This is a genomic window from Kitasatospora sp. NPDC101155 (assembly GCF_044768305.1).
GTDB lineage: Bacteria > Actinomycetota > Actinomycetes > Streptomycetales > Streptomycetaceae > Kitasatospora.
Map to the genome: position 1 here is coordinate 266,671 of NZ_JBIWPN010000008.1, position 19,451 is coordinate 286,121.

At 71.5% G+C, this 19,451-nt stretch carries 18 protein-coding genes and 1 tRNA gene; 7 read left to right on the forward strand and 12 right to left on the reverse strand.

The window, feature by feature from the left end; all coding sequences use genetic code 11:
- The first annotated feature begins 41 nt into the window (after positions 1-41).
- The 3 genes from ACIRYZ_RS15240 (at position 42) to ACIRYZ_RS15250 (ending at position 4,586) form a co-directional block, all read left to right on the forward strand.
- Positions 42-2,678 carry a hypothetical protein gene (locus ACIRYZ_RS15240; protein ID WP_402943944.1) on the forward strand — a complete coding sequence of 879 codons (2,637 nt, stop codon included), beginning with the start codon at positions 42-44 and terminating at the stop codon, positions 2,676-2,678.
- Positions 2,679-2,798: 120 nt separating this feature from the next.
- Complete coding sequence (locus ACIRYZ_RS15245) at positions 2,799-3,671, forward strand: hypothetical protein (protein ID WP_402943947.1); 873 nt, start codon at positions 2,799-2,801, stop codon at positions 3,669-3,671.
- 153 nt (positions 3,672-3,824) lie between these two features.
- A complete protein-coding gene (locus ACIRYZ_RS15250; RefSeq protein ID WP_402943950.1) occupies positions 3,825-4,586 on the forward strand; it encodes a phytanoyl-CoA dioxygenase family protein in 762 nt (253 codons plus the stop codon).
- On the opposite strand, the gene ACIRYZ_RS15255 is transcribed toward ACIRYZ_RS15250, so the two are convergent.
- Positions 4,567-4,716 (reverse strand): hypothetical protein, encoded by a 150-nt coding sequence (locus ACIRYZ_RS15255; RefSeq protein WP_402943953.1) that lies wholly within the window; start codon positions 4,714-4,716, stop codon positions 4,567-4,569. The two genes, ACIRYZ_RS15250 and ACIRYZ_RS15255, sit on opposite strands and share 20 nt — an antisense overlap.
- Positions 4,717-4,920: 204 nt before the next feature.
- Positions 4,921-5,202: a hypothetical protein gene (locus ACIRYZ_RS15260; protein WP_402943956.1), complete on the reverse strand. Its 282-nt coding sequence runs from the start codon at positions 5,200-5,202 to the stop codon at positions 4,921-4,923.
- Positions 5,203-5,295: 93 nt separating this feature from the next.
- Between ACIRYZ_RS15260 and ACIRYZ_RS15265 the strand changes: the two genes are divergently transcribed.
- Both ACIRYZ_RS15265 and ACIRYZ_RS15270 read left to right on the forward strand, forming a co-directional pair.
- The gene (locus tag ACIRYZ_RS15265) at positions 5,296-6,030 is read left to right on the forward strand and encodes a helix-turn-helix domain-containing protein (protein WP_402943959.1); all 735 of its coding nucleotides are present in this window, start codon (positions 5,296-5,298) and stop codon (positions 6,028-6,030) included.
- Positions 5,966-7,165 carry a tyrosine-type recombinase/integrase gene (locus ACIRYZ_RS15270; protein ID WP_402943961.1) on the forward strand — a complete coding sequence of 400 codons (1,200 nt, stop codon included), beginning with the start codon at positions 5,966-5,968 and terminating at the stop codon, positions 7,163-7,165. The genes ACIRYZ_RS15265 and ACIRYZ_RS15270 overlap by 65 nt, the downstream gene beginning before the upstream one ends.
- Before the next feature lie 115 nt (positions 7,166-7,280).
- Here ACIRYZ_RS15270 and ACIRYZ_RS15275 read toward each other — a convergent pair.
- From ACIRYZ_RS15275 to ACIRYZ_RS15305, 7 genes are all read right to left on the reverse strand, one after another.
- Positions 7,281-7,354, reverse strand: a tRNA-Pro gene (locus ACIRYZ_RS15275).
- Between the two features lie 135 nt (positions 7,355-7,489).
- Positions 7,490-8,734 carry an MFS transporter gene (locus ACIRYZ_RS15280; RefSeq protein WP_402943964.1) on the reverse strand — a complete coding sequence of 415 codons (1,245 nt, stop codon included), beginning with the start codon at positions 8,732-8,734 and terminating at the stop codon, positions 7,490-7,492.
- Between the two features lie 312 nt (positions 8,735-9,046).
- A complete protein-coding gene (locus ACIRYZ_RS15285) occupies positions 9,047-9,835 on the reverse strand; it encodes a DUF1684 domain-containing protein (RefSeq protein ID WP_402943966.1) in 789 nt (262 codons plus the stop codon).
- A gap of 195 nt (positions 9,836-10,030) precedes the next feature.
- Positions 10,031-10,891 carry an acyl-CoA thioesterase gene (locus tag ACIRYZ_RS15290; protein WP_402943969.1) on the reverse strand — a complete coding sequence of 287 codons (861 nt, stop codon included), beginning with the start codon at positions 10,889-10,891 and terminating at the stop codon, positions 10,031-10,033.
- 170 nt (positions 10,892-11,061) lie between these two features.
- Positions 11,062-11,751 (reverse strand): alpha-ketoglutarate-dependent dioxygenase AlkB family protein, encoded by a 690-nt coding sequence (locus ACIRYZ_RS15295; protein WP_402944054.1) that lies wholly within the window; start codon positions 11,749-11,751, stop codon positions 11,062-11,064.
- A gap of 44 nt (positions 11,752-11,795) precedes the next feature.
- The gene (locus ACIRYZ_RS15300) at positions 11,796-12,149 is read right to left on the reverse strand and encodes a transglycosylase family protein (RefSeq protein ID WP_402943972.1); all 354 of its coding nucleotides are present in this window, start codon (positions 12,147-12,149) and stop codon (positions 11,796-11,798) included.
- Positions 12,150-12,400: 251 nt separating this feature from the next.
- Positions 12,401-13,171, reverse strand: coding sequence for a transglycosylase family protein (locus ACIRYZ_RS15305; protein ID WP_402943975.1), 771 nt, complete (start codon positions 13,169-13,171; stop codon positions 12,401-12,403).
- Positions 13,172-13,763: 592 nt separating this feature from the next.
- Here ACIRYZ_RS15305 and ACIRYZ_RS15310 point away from each other — a divergent pair.
- Together ACIRYZ_RS15310 and ACIRYZ_RS15315 are read left to right on the forward strand one after the other, a co-directional pair.
- A complete protein-coding gene (locus ACIRYZ_RS15310; RefSeq protein ID WP_393031204.1) occupies positions 13,764-14,591 on the forward strand; it encodes a hypothetical protein in 828 nt (275 codons plus the stop codon).
- A gap of 219 nt (positions 14,592-14,810) precedes the next feature.
- Positions 14,811-15,440, forward strand: a complete 630-nt coding sequence (locus ACIRYZ_RS15315) for a hypothetical protein (protein ID WP_402943977.1) — start codon at positions 14,811-14,813, stop codon at positions 15,438-15,440.
- Positions 15,441-15,620: 180 nt separating this feature from the next.
- On the opposite strand, the gene der is transcribed toward ACIRYZ_RS15315, so the two are convergent.
- From der to ACIRYZ_RS15330, 3 genes are all read right to left on the reverse strand, one after another.
- Positions 15,621-17,081: a ribosome biogenesis GTPase Der gene (der, locus tag ACIRYZ_RS15320; protein ID WP_402943980.1), complete on the reverse strand. Its 1,461-nt coding sequence runs from the start codon at positions 17,079-17,081 to the stop codon at positions 15,621-15,623.
- 154 nt (positions 17,082-17,235) lie between these two features.
- Complete coding sequence (gene cmk, locus ACIRYZ_RS15325; protein ID WP_393031198.1) at positions 17,236-17,973, reverse strand: (d)CMP kinase; 738 nt, start codon at positions 17,971-17,973, stop codon at positions 17,236-17,238.
- Positions 17,974-18,059: 86 nt separating this feature from the next.
- The gene (locus ACIRYZ_RS15330; protein ID WP_402943983.1) at positions 18,060-19,451 is read right to left on the reverse strand and encodes a DUF4419 domain-containing protein; all 1,392 of its coding nucleotides are present in this window, start codon (positions 19,449-19,451) and stop codon (positions 18,060-18,062) included.

Consider the following 19,451-nt stretch of genomic DNA (forward strand, 5'->3'; position numbering starts at 1 on the left):
TGTTCGGTCGGCCTTGGCGGCACACCGCCTAGGATCGACGCATGGTCAGCAATAGTGGGCGATTGTGGGAGGACGCCCGGGCCAAGGCCCGCGAGTTCCAGTGCCTAGATCGCGACGTCCGAGATGTCCTCGCCCTGATCTACTACCTGATCGCGGTTCAGGACGGCGCCGCCATGGACCAGGTCTCCCTGCGGTCTGTCCGCTACCGCCTCGCCGATCCGCAGCGCCTGCACCAAGACCTCGCCGACCTGCTGCCCGGCCCAGCACGTGAGGAGGACTGGACCAGGCCTGTTGAGAAGGGCATGGCCGATCTGACGCAGGCACGGCTGGCCGAGCACGGCCAGGACCACGGCCCGTTCACCGGCCCGCCCCCCGTGGAGGGAACGGTCTGGAGGCTCTGGCACGCGCTGAACGCCCGGCACGGCGTGCCGCTAGAGGACACCCTGACGTCCGACATGGTCACCGAGGACGTGTACGGCAGGTACAAGTCGAGCGGGATGACCGTCTTCGAGCACGCGGTACGCGAGCTGACCGGCCAAGTCGACCAGCTTCTCCTGCCGACCAGCGGAGCGTTGAACCTGCGGGCCCACGTCAAGGTCACCGGCGGCCTCCACGCCGGACGAACCGGCCGCCTCCGCGCGGTCACCTGGGGCGCCAACGACGAGCAGCGCACCTGCACCGACGCCCCCGCAGTCTTCCGGGTCAACTTCGACGACCGCCACGAGAGTGCCGACATCGCCCCCGGCGACGTGGAGAAGCTGCCTGAGTGGGACCGCCGGTTCGTCGTTGTCCACGCGGGCGAGCCGCTGCCGACCGAGTGGGCTGCCTCGGTTCTGCTGGCCGCCGCCGGTCCGTCGCCCGCCTGGCACGACGAAGCGACGGAACGCCTTCGGCGGTGGCAAGGCGACGGACGCATGGTCGTCCTCGTGGCCCGGCCGCGGCACGGCCAGGCGCTGAGCGCCGAGGAGGAGCGGTGGGTTGACTCGGCCGCCGCCTGGGCCGACGAGATCATCGCCCTCGAAGCCGACGACCGTTCCTCGCCGCCTCGCCTCACGATCGACCAGCCAGCCGACGCCCTCCACCGCCCTGCGCGCCTGACCCTCGCAGCCGCTCCCGGACGGGCGCCGGCCCCCGAAGACGCTCCCTCCTGGGCCCGGACCCACCGCGTCGCCGTTGCGCCCACGATCACCGCAGCGGTCGAGGCCGCGCTGAGCCGGATCGGCCGAGGGCACCAACGGACCGCCGGGTATCGCCAGGTGCCGCTTCTCGTCGCCCGCTCCGCGGCGTTCATCGGCTGGTCCGTGGAACAGCTGACGGCAGGCACGGTGCTGGAGGAAGCCCGGGTGGAGTGGGCGTGCCGCGAGGAGGATGCCGGTGAGCCGATCTCGTGGTGGGCCCTGCGCACCCGCCTCCGGTACCAGGACGGCTCTCGAAGCGAGGAGACCGTGCTCGCGCACCCGGGCCTACTGAGCGTGGTCGTCTACCACGCGCAGGAGCCGTGGACGGACACCGAGGTCGTCCTCCTTCCCAGCCCCGCCGCCGCACGCGGGAAAGCACGCGAGTTCCTGCGCCTTCCCACTGTCACCAACAACGTGCGCGCCGGCGGAGGCAACACCGACCGCGCCTGGTCGTTCCTCGTGGAAGGGCTGAACCTGTTCCTCGACTCCAGTCGCCTGCGCCGGAGCGAGGTCCGCAACGACAGCCAGCTCACCTCTGCCCACCGCAGCGTCGTCCCCGTGGCGTTGACCGACGAGGAGTTCGACGACCTCCAGGACCGACTGGAGCTGAGCCCGCCCGGCGCGCCGGAGGTGCACCGGTTGGCTGACCTCATGGCGAACTCGGTCTGCGACTGGGCCACGCTGGGCGCCATCACCACCGCCGTGCAGCCCAACCTGCCGGCCGCATCCCTTGACCCGTGGGCCGCGCGCCAGAGGATGCTGCAGTGGCGCGAGGCCGTTACCCGGGCCACCGCCCTCGCCGCTCCCCACCACGAGGGATCGGATTCTGCCGCCGTCCGGGACATCATCACGCTGATCCTCTATGCCCTCCACCTGCGCGAACGACAGCCGGTTGGCGATGTGTCGTGGTGGACCGTGCTGTTCCACCTTCAGGACGACCAGCACGTCATCGACCTGGTGGAGCAAACGCTCCAGGACAGCGGCCACGACGTGATCCCACGGCTCAGCTTCAGGTCGCCCGACCAGAGGAGGGCCGACCCCGTTACCCGGCGGTGGGAACGGCTGAACCGCACTCGGAACACGGGTCACCCGCAGGACTCGCCTGCGGCCGGGCCACCCGACGGCCCCGATCACGGGCCCGATGTACATGGCAGCCGCCGCAGCCGACCCGACCCGATCATCAAGTCGTGCGTCCCTCTTGCCGCAGCCGCCGTCCACGCCGTTCTGGAGGGCGGTTTCACCGAGCATCAGCGCATCCGCGTCACGGCCGGCCCGTACGAGGGCCGTACCGGCTTCGTACGGCGCCCCGTCTGGAGGCTGGACCGCGAGACCTTGCAGATCGTGGTGCCTCCCACCACGTACATCGTGAACCTCGACGACCTCGACGACACGATAGAGATCGACGCTGGCCAGCTCACCGGCCACACGGACGGACACAGCCGGCCCAGCTCCCCACTTGCCACCCCGAACAACCCGGCTGGCGACCCGACTTCACGATAGGGTCAGGCCTCGGCGTAGGCCCCAAACAGGCTCGCCGGACGCCGCTCTCCGGGGTCGCCAGCTCCCAGCAGCTCGACCGGACATCACGGCGCCACCGAAGGGGTACGGGAGGGAAACTCGGTGAACGATCTGATGAACCAGCTGCCACGTCCGCTGGTTGAGCGGATGGGCCGGATGAGCGGCATGGCACTGCGCGGCATCTTCGCCCTGGTCGACGAGCAACCCGACACCTTCGCCGCTCTGGTAGAGCGGATCGGCACCTGGGACGACGATCCGGGGCGCCCGCCGTACCCGCGGCCCCGTTACCAGTTCGCCGTCACCGAGGTGCTGCGGATCATCAACGACGCCTTCACCGCCATCGAGGAGGTCGGCCCGCTGCCCAACGAGGCCGTGGTGGAGGGCGCCCGCCCGTTGATCGAACGGTTCGCCCCTGCGGAGTACCGCGACGCCGCCCTAGAGAAGCTGGCCACCTTGCCGCCAGGCAGCGAGCCGATGAACCTCTCCGGCGGCGAGGAAGCCGGGGCCGTCGACTTCGTCATCGCCGCGGCGGCAGCCGCGTGGATGATCGGTGGCGCCGGTGGGCGCATGGCAATGCAGCAGTCCGTTCGGTTGGCCCTGCTCAAGCAGGTGCGTTACGCCGAGAGCACGGCCTCCGGTGCCCCGGAGCGCGAGCAGGTCAACGACGTCAGCGACGCTGACGCGCTCGCTCTGCTCGCCACCCTGTACAACGAGGACTATGTCCGGCTGATCCCCGGCCCCCGTGACCGCGGCCCCTGGGAGTGGGACATGCTGGCCGTCCTCAAAACCCACCTGTTGGAAACCCCGGCCGCCGCCACCACCCCCGAACAGGCCCAGGCGCTCAAGGCCAAGCTCGTGACCATCCTGCAGGCCGCCGTGGCCACGGTCGAAAAGCCGAAGGCGCCCATGGTGCGCCCGATCGGCAAGCGGATCCAGCCCAAGCGCCAGCCGAAGAGGAAGCGGAACGGCAAGTAGTCGGCGGACTCAGGGTTAGCCGGATGCCGGCGGCAGGTCTTCTGCCCGACCGGCGGGGTCCCATCTCGTGGGACGCCCGGGCGGACAGCGGAAATTCCGTTGCCCGCCCGGGCCGGCTAACGATTCCATGGCCAAATGGAGACGACAACTCCCTTGGCTGTCAGCAGCTTTCGCCGTGACGGCTACTGCGTTGTGCCCGATGTCCTCACCACCGAGCAGGTGAGCCACTGGCGTTCGGCGCTCGCGCGGCACGTTGCGGCCCAGCCGCCCGAGCCCGGCCGCACCGGTCCGTACTTCCTGTGGCCGAGCCTCGCCGACCATGCCGCCCTGCGCGCCCTGTACGAGGAAAGCGGCATCGGCGACGCCGTCCGCGCGTTTCTGCGGTCCGACCTCACCTTGCCAGCCCCGGAGGTCGCACAGCTGGCGCTCACCCTGCCGCCGCACCTGCACCGCCCCGGTGCCCCTCACATCGACGGCCTCACCCCCACCGAGGACGACGGCCGCCCCGGCACGTTCACCGTTCTGGCCGGCCTCCTACTCACTGACCAGCGCCAGCGCGACCGCGGCAACCTATGGGTCTGGCCAGGCACGCACCTGAGCACGGCAGCGTGGCTGCGCCACCACGGCGCGGACGCGCTGCGCGACGCCACGCCCTACCCGCCCGTGGACCTGCCCACCCCGCTCCAGGTGACCGGCACGGCCGGAAGCCTGGTCCTCGTTCACTACCTGCTCGCCCACAACATCGGCGGCCACTTCGGTACCGCCGACGACGAGCGCCGGGAAACCGTGTACTTCCGACTCCGCGCCGACGGTCACCGCGGGCGGTGGCGCGAGGCCGTCACCAACGCACTGCTGGAGTTCACTACGCCAGCACCAGACGACAGCCCCGGCACCGTCAACGACGGCGGGCGGTGACGGCCTCCGTGCGCACTGCCCCCTCGAATATGCCCGAGGGCTCGGCGGACAGCAGGGCCTCGCACACATCAGTCGTGAACGCCTTCCCGTCCGCGCCCAGTTGGCCCGGGATGCTGAAGCTGTAGGACATGCAAGCCCACCACCTCGTCCACCATGCGGTTGACCACGCGGCTCCAGCACGCGGTCTCGATCCGGGCGAGCGGGGATCGGGCCAGCACGTCCTGGTGCCGCTCTTGCGCGTGCGTACAGGTTCCGCGGTCGACCCTGCGCTCAGACGCCAACTGATTACCGCTCCCATCCTGGCCTCCCCGCGCGGGCGGCCAGGATGAGCTTTCTATGCACACAACTTGTGCGCCTCTCCCGCCCCGAAGGCTCCATGGCCCTCGGCCGCCCCGCCGTAGCCTGTGACGCCGAGCAGCGCCAGCAGGTCCGAGGTCACAACGCGGTAGGCACTGCCGAGTCGCAGGACGCGGACGGGGTAGTCGCCCGCCTTCGCGAGCGCATACCCGGTGGACCGGCCGATCCTCAGCGCCCGGTTGGCTGTGTCGAGGTCGATCGCCACCGGAAGGGCGAGCAGTTCGGGCGCGCTCATGCCGCCAGAGGTGGGTGCCGTCATGATGCTCTCCTGGTCGCTAGACGTGCTGCGGTGACGCCATCAGTTTGTATCACGGAGTTGTGGCAGCACTTTTTCTGATCGTAAAGTGCATCTATGACCCCAGAGCATTGGTCGACGACCTTCACCACCCGGGTGGCACAGTCCATGCGCGAGGCCCGGAAGGCGGCCGGCCTCACGATGTCGGCGGTCGCGGACGGCTGCGCCGCTCGTGGCCTGCCGGAGATCACCGATCAGACGATCAAGAACCTGGAATCAGGACGCCGGAGCACCATCACGCTCACCGACTTCGCCGTCCTCGCAGACGTGCTCGGGGTGCCACCAATCACCCTGCTGTTCCCTCTCGGTTCCGCCGAGACCGTCGAGGTTCTGCCTGGCCAGGAGGTCTCCACCTGGAATGCGCTTGCCTGGTTCACCGGGGAAACACCGACCACAGATCCGGCACCGCCAGGGAGCGCTCGCGACGTGCTAGACACCTTCCGGGCGCACGCCGACCTCGCCGCCGCAGCCAGAGCATCCGCAGCACTGGCAACGGAGCGGCGCCGGGCCGCGAGCACCACGCCGGCTCCGGATCGCAAAGCCGCTCTTCTGGAGCTGGCCGCTGGTTATGAGGAGTACGCGGACGCCGACCGCAAGGAGCTGGCCTCCTTCCGGAAGCGGATGCGCGAGCGGGGTCTCGTCCCGCCTATGCTCCCCGACGATCTCTCGGCCGTCGATCAGGCCGAGGACGCAGTACGCACAGAAGACAGAGAACGAAGGAAGCTACGTGAAGGAACCCATACGCAAGATCGTCCACAAGGACGGCAGCGTCCGCTACCGCCTGGTCGTTGACATCGGCGTCACCGCCGAGGGCAAGCGCAAGCAGCTCACTCGGACCTTCAAGACCAAGAAGGAGGCGATGGCCGAGCTTTCCCGTATCCGTCACGAGCTCGGCACCGGCGCATTCGTGGCCCCGAGCAAGATGACGCTGAACGACCTGCTGGACATCTGGCTCAAGAGCGCGACGCGCGACGTCGAGGAAGGTACCGCGTCCAACTACGAGAGCGCGATGGTGCCGGTACGCGCCCACAGCGGCCACAAGGAACTCCAGAGCCTCACCGAGGACGACATCGAGGCCCTCGTGGACTGGATGCTGACGAGCGGTCGGCGTCGCGGCGGGCGACCCGGCACCGGACTCGGAGTCAGGAGCGTGCGGCTGGCGCTGGGCCGCCTGCGGGCCGCGCTGAACCTCGCCGTACGCCGCGGCCTGGTGGTGCGCAACGTCGCCCAGCACGTCACGATCTCACGCGAGGCCAAGAAGAAGGCGGAGGCGAACAAGCCCAACAACATCCCGTGGCACGAGGCCGAGGTCAAGACGTTCCTCGGTGCCATCAAGGGTCACCGCCTCTACGCCGCGATGATGCTGGCGCTCATCGCCGAGCGCCCCGCCGAAGTCTGCGGCGCGCGCTGGGACGAGGATGTCGACCTCAACTCAAGCGGCACGATCGCCGTCCAGAACACCCGCACCATCGTCTACGACCGCACGCTGGAGAAGGGATTGCGCAACAAGGTCGTAGAGAAGGACACCAAAACCGAAGCCGGAAAGCGCACTCTTCCCCTACCGGCACCCGCCCTCAAGGCCCTGAAGAATTTCAAGGCGATCCAGGCGGCAGAGAAACTCGCGGCCGGAACCGCCTACAACGACACCGGATATGTTCTCGTGGACGAGCTGGGAAACCCACTCAAGACGGACAAGCTCCGACGCGAGGCGTACAAGCTCATGGAGACCGCCGGCGTTCGAAAGGTTCGCCTCTACGACGCCCGCCACGCCACGCTCTCCTGGATGGCCAACAACGGCGTCCCGGACACCGTGGTCTCCGCCTGGGCCGGTCACTCGGACCTCAGCTTCACGAAGCGGGTCTACGTGCACCCCGACCCGCAGAGCCTCAAGGCAGGCTCGGAGAAGCTCGGCGAGCTGCTCGGCTGACCATGATCATCACCAATGTGAGAAGTTGTGAGAGGCAGGCCCTGAAAACGATCAAGGGCCCCGCTCCACTCTCGTGAAACAAGGCCCTGACCTGCGACAATGGAGCGAACTCCAGTCGGGACGACAGGATTTGAACCTGCGACCCCTTGACCCCCAGTCAAGTGCGCTACCAAGCTGCGCCACGTCCCGTGGTCTCGTGCCGTGCGGCGGGGCCTGGGGGGCTCAGCCGGGTGGCTTTTCGACCTTGTCTCCGGTTGTCCCGGCGACGTGGAAAACAATACAGCACGTCGGGGGGTGCTCGCTGCCAGGTTTGGGGTGGGTGGGTCAGGGGGTCGGGTGGCGGGCGTCGTAGGTGAGGAAGGCGGGGCGGCGGGCGGCGAGGAGGAGGACGGCGGCGACGCAGGCGAGGCCGCCGGTGATCACGGAGGTGGCGGGGCTGGTGAGGGCCGCGACGGCTCCGGACTCGAAGTCGCCGAGGCGGGGGCCGCCGGCGACGACGACGGTGAAGATGCCCTGGAGGCGGCCGCGCATCTCGTCGGGGGCGGCGACCTGCATCATCGTGTTGCGGAAGATCATGCTGATGGTGTCCGCGCAGCCGGCCACGGCGAGCAGCAGGAGACCGAGCCAGAGGTTGTGGAGGGCTCCGAAGGCGGCGATGGCGAGGCCCCAGGCGGAGACGGCGGCGAGCACGGCGGCGCCCTGGCGGTGGACCCGGCTGACCCAGCCGGAGAACAGCGCGCCGATCAGGGCGCCGACGGCGGGGCCGGCGACCAGCAGGCCGACGGTGCGGGCGTCGCCGCCGTAGAAGGTGACGGCGATCGCCGGGAAGAGGGCGCGCGGCAGGCCGAAGATCATCGCGGCCAGGTCGGCGAGGAAGCTGGTGCGCAGGTTGGGCTGCTCGCGCAGGAAGCGCAGCCCGTCGAGGACGGAGGCGCGGCCCTTGCGTTCGCCGAGCGGTCGGATGGCGGGCAGGCGCCACATCGCGTACAGGGTGCCGGTGAAGGCGGCGGTGTCGACCAGGTAGGCGGCCTGGGCTCCGTAGGCGCCGATCAGGATGCCACCGAGCATCGGGCCGACGGTCATACCGAGGTTCATGCTGACGGTGGCCAGGGCGTTGGCCGCCGGGAGCTGGTGGCTGGGGACCAGCCGGGGGATCATCGCGGAGCGGGCGGGCGAGCTGAGCGCGAAGAACCCGGCCTGAACGGCGACGGCCGCGTAGAGGACGGCGACCAGACCGAGCCCGGCGATGGCCTGGACGGCAAGGACGGCGGATACGGCGGCGAGGCCGGCCGAGCCGATCAGGCCCAGCTTGCGCCGGTCGGCGGTGTCGGCGATCGCGCCGCCGTACAGGCCGAAGGCGACCAGCGGGACGAAGGAGAACAGCCCGACCAGGCCGGTCGCGAAGGCCGAGCCGGTCATGGCGTAGATCTGGACGGAAACGGCCACGGCCGTCATCTGCTGGCCTATGGAGGACACCACCTGCCCGAACCAGACCCGGCGGTAGTCGGGGTGGTCGCGCAGCGGGCTCAGATCGGCGAAGGCCCGTCGGTACCAGGGCGCGGGCCCCACGACCACCTCAGAGGCCGGTCCGGACGACGAAGCGGAATCGGCTGACGGAACGGGGTCGGAGGGCGGAGCAGGATCGGACGACGGAGCGGGTTCGGAGGGCGGGGCGGGATCGGTGGCTGAATTGGCAGGATGATTGGTCGACACAGCCCCCATGCTCCGCCCCGCCCCTCACCCACTCCACACCGGGGCCGACACCGAGTCGGACACCGGCGCGCGCATCGGCGCGGACACCGGCGCGGACACCGGGTCAGCCCCGCACCCGACGCCCCGCGCCCCGTACCCGACGCCCCGCCCCGCCGAACCCCCGCCGGACTACCGCGTCAGCACCTGCTTCTCCCCCGCCTCCACCGCGAAGTCCAGCCGGTTGCCCGGCGGCGGGAACGGGCAGATGAAGTGGTCCGCGAAGGCGCAGGGCGGCAGGTAGGCCCGGTTGAAGTCCAGAACGGTGCGGCCCTCCGCGTCCGGCGCCGGCAAGGTGATGAAGCGGAAGCGGTAGGTGTCGACGCCGCTGGTCGCGTCCGCGATGACGCCGCTGAGGCGCTCGCCGGAACGGCCGACGGTCAGCGTGCGGTGCTCGCCGGCCACGGTGAACTCGATCTTGCCGGTGACGGCCAGTGGGCGGTCCTTGCCGTCCGCGTTCGGGACGACGACCGACTGCGTCTCGTCGTCGAAGGGGGCGTAGACGGCGGGTACGGCCCACTCGGGGGCGTAGGGGTAGGCCGAGATGCCCGCGAAGGCGGCCCGGCCGGGCGCGGCCGGGTCGAACACCCGCAGGGCGAGCTCGCCCTCCCGCTCGATCGGGACGAGCAGCAGGTCGCCGAGGACGGCGGTGTCGGCGGCCCGGTCGGTGTCCGGGCGCAGCAGCACCTCGCCGTCCACCGGCCCGTTCGCGCCCGCGACGCTGATGCCGTCGGCCGCAGCCGCCCGTACCCGGACGCCCTCGGCATCGGCCCACCAGTGCCCGGGCAGGCCCGGGACCTCGGCGGGCTCGGGCTCCAGCCAGTGCGTGCCGGTGAGTGCGAGCTGGCCGTGCGGCGCGCTCACCGATGCCGCCCGACTGTCGCTCCAGTGCTTCCAGTCCTCCGCTGCCGTCGCCGTCATCGGTCAACCCTCCCGGTCCGGTCTGCGGGCGGCCCGCCGTTCGAGCCGTCCGTCTCGGTCATCCTCGACAACCTCATCCTCCACAACACCGTCCGCCGGGCCGGATCATTCCCCGCTCCCGGGAAGCCGCCGATACCGCAAGCAGACTGCAACGGGACCGCACGGAGGGTGCAATACGGCGGCAACACCCGAAGCTCAGCCCTTCAGCGGCCGGAACAGGCCCTCCTGCACCACCGACACCACCAGCTGCCCGTTCCGGTCGAAGATCTGCCCGCGCGCGAGGCCGCGCGCGCCGTGGGCGATCGGGGACTCCTGCTGGTAGAGCAGCCAGTCGTCGGTCCGGAACGGCTGGTGGAACCACATCGCGTGGTCCAGCGAGGCCATGTCGAAGTGCCGGGTGCCCCACAGCGGCTCGACGGGGGCGCGGACCGCGTCCAGCAGCGTCATGTCACTGGCGTAGGTGAGGGCGCAGACGTGGATCAGCGGATCGTCCGGCAGCGGACCGTTGGTGCGCAGCCACACGCCGCTGCGCGCCTCGACGCCCGCCAGCTCCTCCTTGCTCCAGCGCAGCCGGTCGACGTAGCGGATGTCGAAGGGCTGGTGGCGGCTGATGAACGGGGGCAGCTCGCCGAGCCGGGAGCCGACCTCCTCCAGGGCGCTGGGCAGCTCCTCGGGGGCGGGGACCGCCGGCATCGGGTGCTGGTGCTCGATGCCGCCCTCCTCCGGTCTGTGGAAGTCGGCGGTGAGCGCGAAGATCGACCGGCCGCCCTGGATGGCGAGCACCCGACGGGTGGTGAAGGAGCGGCCGTCGCGGATGCGGTCGACCTGGTAGACGATCGGCACGCCGGGCACCCCGGGGCGCAGGAAGTACGCGTGCAGCGAGTGGACGGGACGCCCGCCCTCCACCGTTCGCCCCGCCGCGACCAGCGCCTGTCCGGCGACCTGGCCGCCGAAGGTGCGCTGCAGCGCCTCCTCAGGGCTGCGCCCGCGGAAGATGTTCAGTTCTATCTGCTCCAGGTCGAGCAGATCCACAAGGTCGTCGACGGGGGTACCCATGCGCGCGCTCCCTCTCAGGACTTCGATCGATTCTCCAGCTCAATCGAATTCTCCGGCGACCCGGGTCATTCCCGCGCACCGGGCCCGACCGAGCAATTCACTCGAGCGAGTAATCGATCATGCGCACAGATGACGGACACCTCAGGACGCGGGCACCTCACGGCGGGCCCCTACCCCGCCAACCCCGACTCCCGCACCGTGATGTTGAGCCGCCCGACCAGCCCCAGCCCCGGATCCGCCGTCCCGGGGAGCGTCCGCACCACCCCGTGGTACGCGAACCGGACCGGCCCGCCGAACACCAGCAGGTCCCCGCTGCGCAGCTCCAGATCCGTCCACGGCCGAGTCCTGGTCTCGGTGTTCCCGAGCCTGAACACGCAGCCGTCGCCGAGCGAGAGCGAGACCACGGGCGCATCCGTGCGCTCGTCGCGGTCCTGGTGGAGGCCCATCTTCGCGCCGTGCGGGTAGTGGTTGACGATCGCGATGTCCGGCTCGTACGCCGCCGCTCCCGCGATCTCGCCGACCCGCTCCCCGTACGCGTCCGCCACCGCCCGCCGGGCCAGGTCCCCGAGCAACGGCGGGAACGGCTTGACCGGCGCACCGTCCTCGGCGACCCGCGCGTACCCGTACGGGTACCAGTGCCGGCCGAGGCTGACCATCCGCACCGACATCACCCCGCCCGTCGGCATCCGCACCGCGTGCAGCCCGGCCGGCGGGCGCGCCCACTCCCGGCAGGCGGCGATCAGGCTCAGCTGCGCGTCGGGGTCCAGCCAGCCGGGCAGGAGCACGGCCCCGGGCGCGGGCTCGACGCGCTCCCGGGCCGCGGAGCCCCCGGGCAGGTCACCGAACAGCTCGCCCTGGATCACCCCACCATCCTCCCCCACCACCCGGACGGCAGCCCACCCGCCTACGCCCCGCCGATCAACCCCAACTCCCGCGCGCAGGACGGCCAGGCCTCCCACCCCTGTTGCCGCAGGATCTCCTCCCCGACCGTCGTCTGCTCCCGCCGGCTCGCGCGGTCGGGCCGGTCCGCGAAGTGCAGGCCCCCGGACTCCTCCCAGGTGGAGGGCCGGATCTGCAGCCCGCCGTAGAAGCCGTTGCCGGTGTTCGCCTGCCAGTTGCCGCCGCTCTCGCACTCGGCGAGCCCGTCCCACACCAGGTCGGCGACCCGCATCGCCGCACCGGCCCGGAGACCGCCCGAGACGACGACCATCACCACGGCCGCGGCGACGACCATCACCACCGCGACGGCGACCCCCACCCGTAGTACCCCGACTCCCCCAACCCGCTCGTCAGACGATTCCGGCACGGCAGCCGACCCTAGACAGCCCGTACCCCCACCCACCCCGACACGCCGAAAACGCCGACGGCCGCTCCCCCGCACAGCGGAGAAGCGGCCGTCAGATTCGGAGCGCCGAAGCCCGAGCATCACCGCCCGAGCGGCGAAAGCACGAGCGCCGAAGCCCGAGCGGCGAAAGCCCGAGAGCGACAGGTCGCCCGGAAGCCCGAGCCTCAGATGCTCAGGGTCTGACCGGGGAAGATCAGGTCGGGGTTGCCACCGATGACCTTGGCGTTGTTCTTGTACAGCTCGTGCCAGTCCAGGCCCTGCGCGGTGGCGATGGAGCTCAGGGTGTCACCGGACTTGACGGTGTAGCTGCCCTTGGCCGCCGGCTTGGCGGCGTTGGAGCCGGTCCAGGACTTGGCGGCGTCGTTCTTCGACGCGGCGTCAGCCTTCGGCGCGGCCTCAGCCTTCGGGGCGGCGGCCTTCGGGGCGGCGGCCTTGGGCGCGGCAGCCTTCGGGGCGGCAGCCTTCGGCGCCGGGGTCTGCGCCGGCTTGGCGGCAGCGGCACCGGAACCCGCCGAGGTGTCGACGGCGGCCGGGGCGCCGCCCTTGGTCAGACCCGCCTTGACGGAGCAGACCGGCCAGGCGCCGGGGCCCTGCGAGGCGAGAACCTTCTCGGCGACGGAGATCTGCTGCGCCTTGGTGGCCTGGTTGGCCTGCGCGGCGTAGGCGGTGCCGCCGTAGGCGGCCCAGGTGCTGGAGGTGAACTGCAGACCGCCGTAGAAACCGTTGCCGGTGTTGATGGCCCAGTTGCCGCCGCTCTCGCACTGGGCGACAGCGTCCCAGGTGGAGACGGGGGCGGCGGAGGCCGAGGTGGCCGTGACGAGGCCGGCCACCGGCAGGGCCGCGACAGCGGCGCCCGCCACGACGGCCATCCGAACGCGGTTGCGCTTGGTGGCGGCGGAGGTGGTGGCAGCGGCGTTCTCGTTACGGAAGGTCATGAGGTTCCTCTCGACAGCCCCGGGCGGGCATGCGGAACCAGGCCCTGGAGAGGGCCGCGTTCGCTTGCCGCGTCCGTCGGGCGGCCGTGCACGTGTCGGACGTGCCGCTGCCGCCCCGGCCACCCAGCCGCACACCGACGACCTGTTCGAGCGGTCGCGTCGGCGGGCACCTGCCGCGCCCGGCCTGAGCCGGGGGGCTGTGCGTCGGGGGTGAGCCCGGGTGGCGCTCGTTGCGCCGCCCAAGAAGCTACGAGCCGGTCGGCGGGGAAACCAAAACTCCACCGGTCTGCCCAGCTCAGCGAAGGGTTACCGGCGGTAATGGCCGCGCAATCTTGACTGAAATGTCCGTTTTGACCATTGATTCCTAGATCAAACGCCGGGGTGGCGTGACTCACCTCACGGGTTCATTCCGGCAGTCCTGTCACCTACATCGACAGATTGCGACCAGGAGAACACGCGGCGCGGTCGGATCCGGGGCAATTCCCGTCAGCCTCGACGAGCACCCGTGACGCCTGACACAAGGGCCCGTTGGGCATGTCGACCTCCCCGTGTCCGCCCCCGAACCCCATCCGCATCCACCCGAGGAGACCCTGTGCCGCGCATGCTCGACGTCAGCGACGAGGTCCGGTCCGAGATCGGCGACGACGAGGCCGACCGCCTACTCGGCGGCGGCCGCGCCCCCGACAGCTACGAATGCACCTCCTGCCGCACCCCCGGCAACACCCACGCGGACCCCACCAGCACGGTGCTGTTCGTCGGCGAGGAGACGGCCGTCCTCGCCTTCGCGCACTCCCGCTGCATCCCGTCCCAGGTGGTCCCGGTCTCCGAGGAGCAGCTGGCCGGCGCCGTCCGCAGCATCAGCCAGACCCAGCCCGCCGCCGCCCCGCACCTCGCCGTCCCCGCCCCGGCCGCCCCCACCGAGCCTCTGGCCCAGCCGACCGCGCCCGGCCAGGCCGCCATCCTCGGCATCACCTGCGGGCTGGTCCTGCACGGCAAGGTCGGCCACGCCTCTCTCGTGGTCGAGCCCACCGGCCCGGTCGGCCGCCCCGGCAGCACCTCCGGCGAGGACGAGTTCCTCGACCTCCTCCAGGACGCCGGCTTCCAGCGGGTCACCGACCTCGACGAGACCCCGGACCAGCTGCCCGGCTGGTCGGTCCTGGTCGCGATGGGCAAGCTGCACGCGATCCTGCAGCCCGCCGCGGCCGGCGGCAGCACCGGATGGTGGCAGGCGCACCAACCGCTCCAGGTCACCGACGCCTGGCGGATGGCGGCCAGTCAGCTCTCCGAGGTGACGATGTACGCCGTGCCGGCCGGCATGGTGGGCCGTCAGCCCCGCGAGGACCTGCTGCGCCAGGCGCTGGAGCGGGCGGTGGCGCTGGGCCAGGTGGTCGCCGCTTCCCTGCCGCTCGCCGGCACCTGATCGGCCGCTCCGACGCGCCGGATGGTGGCCGCTGCCGGACCGACCCGGCAGCGGCCACCATCCAGGGCCCGGCCCGCCACCATCGCTCAGCCCCGCCACCATCGCTCAGCCCCGCCGCTCAGCCCCGGCGCTCAGCCCCCCGGCGCCGGGAACACCCCCAGGCGCCGCCGTACGCCGAACGGCCCGCATCCCCGCCGCCTCTCACTCGTTGGCCCCTACGTGTACAGCTACGACGTCTCCGCGCCCTCCGGCCGGTCCGCCACCACTCCCCGCGCGATCCCCAACATGCGCCCGTCGTACGACGCGGAGCACCCCCACTCGACGACCCCGATCTACGACGAGCTGTACTTCGAGTACCGACGGCTGTTCCGCGCCCTGCCGGGCGACCGCTCCGGCGAGGAGGACCTGAAGTTCACCGGCTTCGCGGTCCGCGACGGCTATCCGCGACTCGGCGAGCAGCGCCCCTACGCGCCCCAGCAGCAGTCCTTCCACACCTACGCGGGCCAGGTGCCCGGCCTCCCCCAGTTCCTGCCGGCCCAGCAGCAGTACTCCCACCAGCACCCCCACCCCGAGCCCGCCGTCCCCACCACCGCTCCCACCACGGCTCCCACCAGCGACGGCTTCGGCCAGGCCGCCCCGGCCGCACCGCCCGGCGCCCAGTTCACCAACGGCCAGGGCTGGGTCGCCGCCGGTTACCTCGGCCCGGTGCCGCACGCCGTGCCCGCGCCGCCCCCGGCCCCCTCCCCGACGCTCGGCACGACCGCCGGCCTCGCCGACACCCCGTCCACCGGCGGCCGCCACCGTCAGATGCTCTCCCTCCCCCCGGGCCGCACCGGCGACCACCACTGACGCCCGTAGGAACGGCGCCCGTGGAAACGTCCCCCTGAGACCCCCTGGGACCCCCTGAGAACGGCGCCCGCACGAACGCCCCCGGTAAAGCGGCACGCGGAGAACCGCACCCGGAACACCGAAAGGGCCCCGCCACCACCGTGACGGAGCCCTTCCAACGCGGTCCGAGAACCGCTGCTTCTACTTCTTCTTGTTGTTGCGCTTCTCCCGCACCCGCACCGAGATCGAGATCGGCGTCCCGACGAAGCCGAACTCCTCGCGCAGCCGGCGCTCGATGAAGCGCCGGTAGCCCGCCTCCAGGAAGCCCGAGGCGAACAGCACGAAGCGCGGCGGACGGATGCCCGCCTGGGTGCCGAACAGGATGCGGGGCTGCTTGCCGCCCCGGATCGGGTGCGGGTGGGCGGCCACCAGCTCGCCGAGGAAGGCGTTCAGGCGCGCGGTGGGGATGCGGGTCTCCCAGCCCTCCAGCGCGGTCTCGATCGCCGGGACGAGCTTCTCCATGTGCCGGCCGGTCTTGGCCGAGACGTTGACGCGCGGGGCCCACTGCACCTGGACGAGGTCGCGCTCGATCTCGCGCTCCAGGTAGTAGCGGCGCTCCTCGTCCAGCTGGTCCCACTTGTTGTAGGCGACGACGACGGCGCGCCCGGCCTCGACGGCCATCGAGATGATCCGGGTGTCCTGCTCGGCGAGGGTCTCGCTGGCGTCGATCAGGACGACCGCGACCTCGGCCTTCTCCAGCGCGGAGGAGGTGCGCAGCGAGGCGTAGAAGTCGGCGCCGGCGGTCAGGTGGACCCGGCGGCGGATACCGGCGGTGTCCACGAACTTCCAGGTCTTGCCGCCGAGTTCGATCATCTCGTCGACCGGGTCACGGGTGGTGCCGGCCAGCTCGTTGACGACGACGCGCTCCTCGCCGGCGACCTTGTTCAGCAGGCTGGACTTGCCAACGTTGGGGCGGCCGATCAGCGCGATCCGGCGCGGGCCGCCGGGGGCGGCGTCGCCGAAGGTCTGCGGCGGGGCCTCGGGCAGGGCGTCCATGACGGCGTCCAGCAGGTCGCCGGAGCCGCGGCCGTGGAGGGCGGAGACGGGGTACGGCTCGCCGAGACCCAGCGACCACAGGTAGGCGGCCTCGGCCTCGGTGGACGGGCCGTCCACCTTGTTGGCGCACAGGACGGTCGGCTTGCCCGCCCGGCGGATGATCTTGATCAGGGCCTCGTCGGTGTCGGTGGCGCCGACGGTGGCGTCCACGACGAACAGCACCGCGTCGGCCTGCTCGATGCCCAGCTCGGCCTGCGCGGCCACCATGGCGTCGATGCCGAGGACGTCGATCTCCCAGCCGCCGGTGTCGACCACCTTGAAGCGGCGGCCGTTCCAGCTGGCCTCGTAGGTGACCCGGTCGCGGGTGACGCCCGGCTTGTCCTCGACGACGGCCTCGCGGCGGCCGATGATGCGGTTCACCAGGGTCGACTTGCCGACGTTCGGGCGGCCGACGACGGCCAGCACGGGCAGCCGGACGTGCTCGGCGCCGTCCACGCCGTCGAAGCCGTCGAGGTCGAAGCCCTCCTCGGCGGCGAGGGCCATGAACTCGGCGTAGTCGGCGGCGTCCAGCTCACCGTGTCCGGTGTCGGAGTGCTCTGCGGTCATGTTCGTCTGTTCCGTTTCCCGGCCCGGCCCTTCCCAGGGGCGTGCCGTGCGTACCTGCCCCGCTCGGGGCAGCGCGATGGTTTCCTCCGCGGCGCCTTGACGGCCCGCGGTTCATTCAGTGGTCGGACGACCAGATGGCCGGATGGCCGGCTGGTCAGACCGAGGACAGCCCGGCCCGCTCCTCCACCAGCGCGGCGATCCGGTCGATCACCTGCTCCAGGGTGAGGTCACTGGTGTCCACCAGCACCGCGTCGCCGGCCTGGGTCAGCGGCGCCGTCTCGCGCGAGGAGTCGGCGGCGTCGCGGCGGGCGAGGTCGGCGGCCATCGCGGTGATGGTCGCCTCGTCCACGCCCTTGGCGCGCAGCTCGGCCGCCCGGCGCTCGGCCCGGGCCCGCTCGGAGGCGGTCAGGAAGACCTTGACGGTGGCCTCCGGGAACACCACGGTTCCCATGTCCCGGCCCTCGGCGACGATGCCGCGCTCGGCGACCTCGGCGCAGCCGCGCTGCAGCTCCACCAGCCGGGCCCGCACCGCCGGCACCGCGGCCACGGCGCTGACCTGCGCCGTCACCTCGGGGCCCCGGATCGGGCCGGAGACGTCCTGTCCGTCCACCGTGATGGTGGGGCCGTCGGCGTCCGTGCCCGACACGATCACCGGCTTGCCGCACGCGACGGCCACCGCCTCCGCGTCATTGACGTCGACGTCGTTGGCCAGCATCCACCAGGTCATCGCCCGGTACATGGCACCGGTGTCCAGGAAGCTCAGGCCCAGCCGGGCGGCGACCGCCCGCGAGACGGTCGACTTGCCGGAGCCGGAGGGTCCGTCGATGGCGACGACGACCGGGGCGTGCGCTCGGTCGGCAGTGTCCACGGGGGCGAACCTCTCTCTGAGCATGGAAGCCGACGCCTGCGCGGGCGGACGGCCGGGGATTTGTCTCCCTCAAGGTTAATGGACCGCCACCGGACCCCGTCCCGGGCGGGTCACCAGGGGCGGACCATCCGGAGGGCGGCCTCCAGGTCGGACCCCTGCGGCACCTCCGGGACGACCTCGCCGCTGCGGCGCATCAGGAGCCCCGTCCACCATTCCTCGTCCAGCCGGACCAGGCAGAGCGGCGGGTCGAGCTCGATCACCGCACCCGGCTTGATCCCGGCAGCCAGCCCGGCATGACCGGGCCCCTCCCGGACAACCTCCAGATCCGCCTCCAGCAGCCGGGCGAACGCGACCCCGGTCACGTCCCGCACCCGCTCGACCGTCCATCCCTCCGGCAGCTGCTCCGCGGCCAGCCGGCCCTGCTCGGCGGCCGGGTCCACGGCCTCCCGCTCCACCTCCAGCACCGCGGTCCCGAGCCGGGGCCGGACGTACTCGCCGTCCCGCTCGATGCCGAGCACCCCGCCGACGAAGGCCATCCGCCGGATCCCGGCCGGCGTCTGCCACTCGAAGGGCACCTTCGACACATGCGACGGGAAGGCGTTCTCGGTGAACCGCGTCCGCCCGGCCCGCCAGCCGAAGTCCGTCCGCGCCTTCGGCCCGGACAGGGTCTGGGTGTGGGCGAAGAAGGCGGTGATCCACCCGGAGACGAAGTCGCCACCGGACTCCGAATCCCACTTGTAGAGCGAGCGCCAGAACTCCTGGTCGACCGGCCCGCCCGCCGCCGTCGCCGCGATCTCCGCCACCACCGGGCGCAGCTCGGCGAGCCAAGGCCGGAGCGGCTCGAACCACCCGGCGAGCTCCCCGACCCTCCGCGCCAGCAGCGCCCAGTCCTCGGCCGTGCCCTCCAGCCGGATCCGCGGGATGCCGCACAGCGAGATCCAGAGGAACTCGTAGTACGGGCTGACCACGTCCATCAGCGCCACCAGCGCCGCCGAGGCGTCGTCCGGCGTGGTGGTCGAGAAGGTCGGCTGGAACAGCTCCACCAGTTCCGGCCCGATCGCCGCCGCGAGCGGATCCCGTACCAGCCGGATCGAGCGCGCCCAGTCCGGTGTGGCGTCCAACAGGCTGTCGTCCCGGACCACGATCGTCTGCTTCGCCCCGGGGGTCGAGGTGAACACGCCCTCGTAGTCCCCGGCGTTCAGCCGTACGTGCACCGCGACCTCGTGCACCACCGCGTACCAGAGCACGTCCGGCGACAGGCTCAACGGCAGGTGCCCGCAGAACGCCAGGTGGACGGCGCGCAGCAGCAGGCTCCAGGTCGGCTCGCCCTCGCCCTCCGGCCGCCGCTGGCCCGGCGCCGCCAGCAGCGTCTCCGTACTGCGGTGGTGGACGGTGAACTCCCCGCCCACCACCGCGGCCAGGAACCCGTCGTTCCCGACGACTTCCAGCTGCGCCGCGTCGCCCGGTTCTCGCCCGTCCCCGAGCGGAATATCGACAATCAC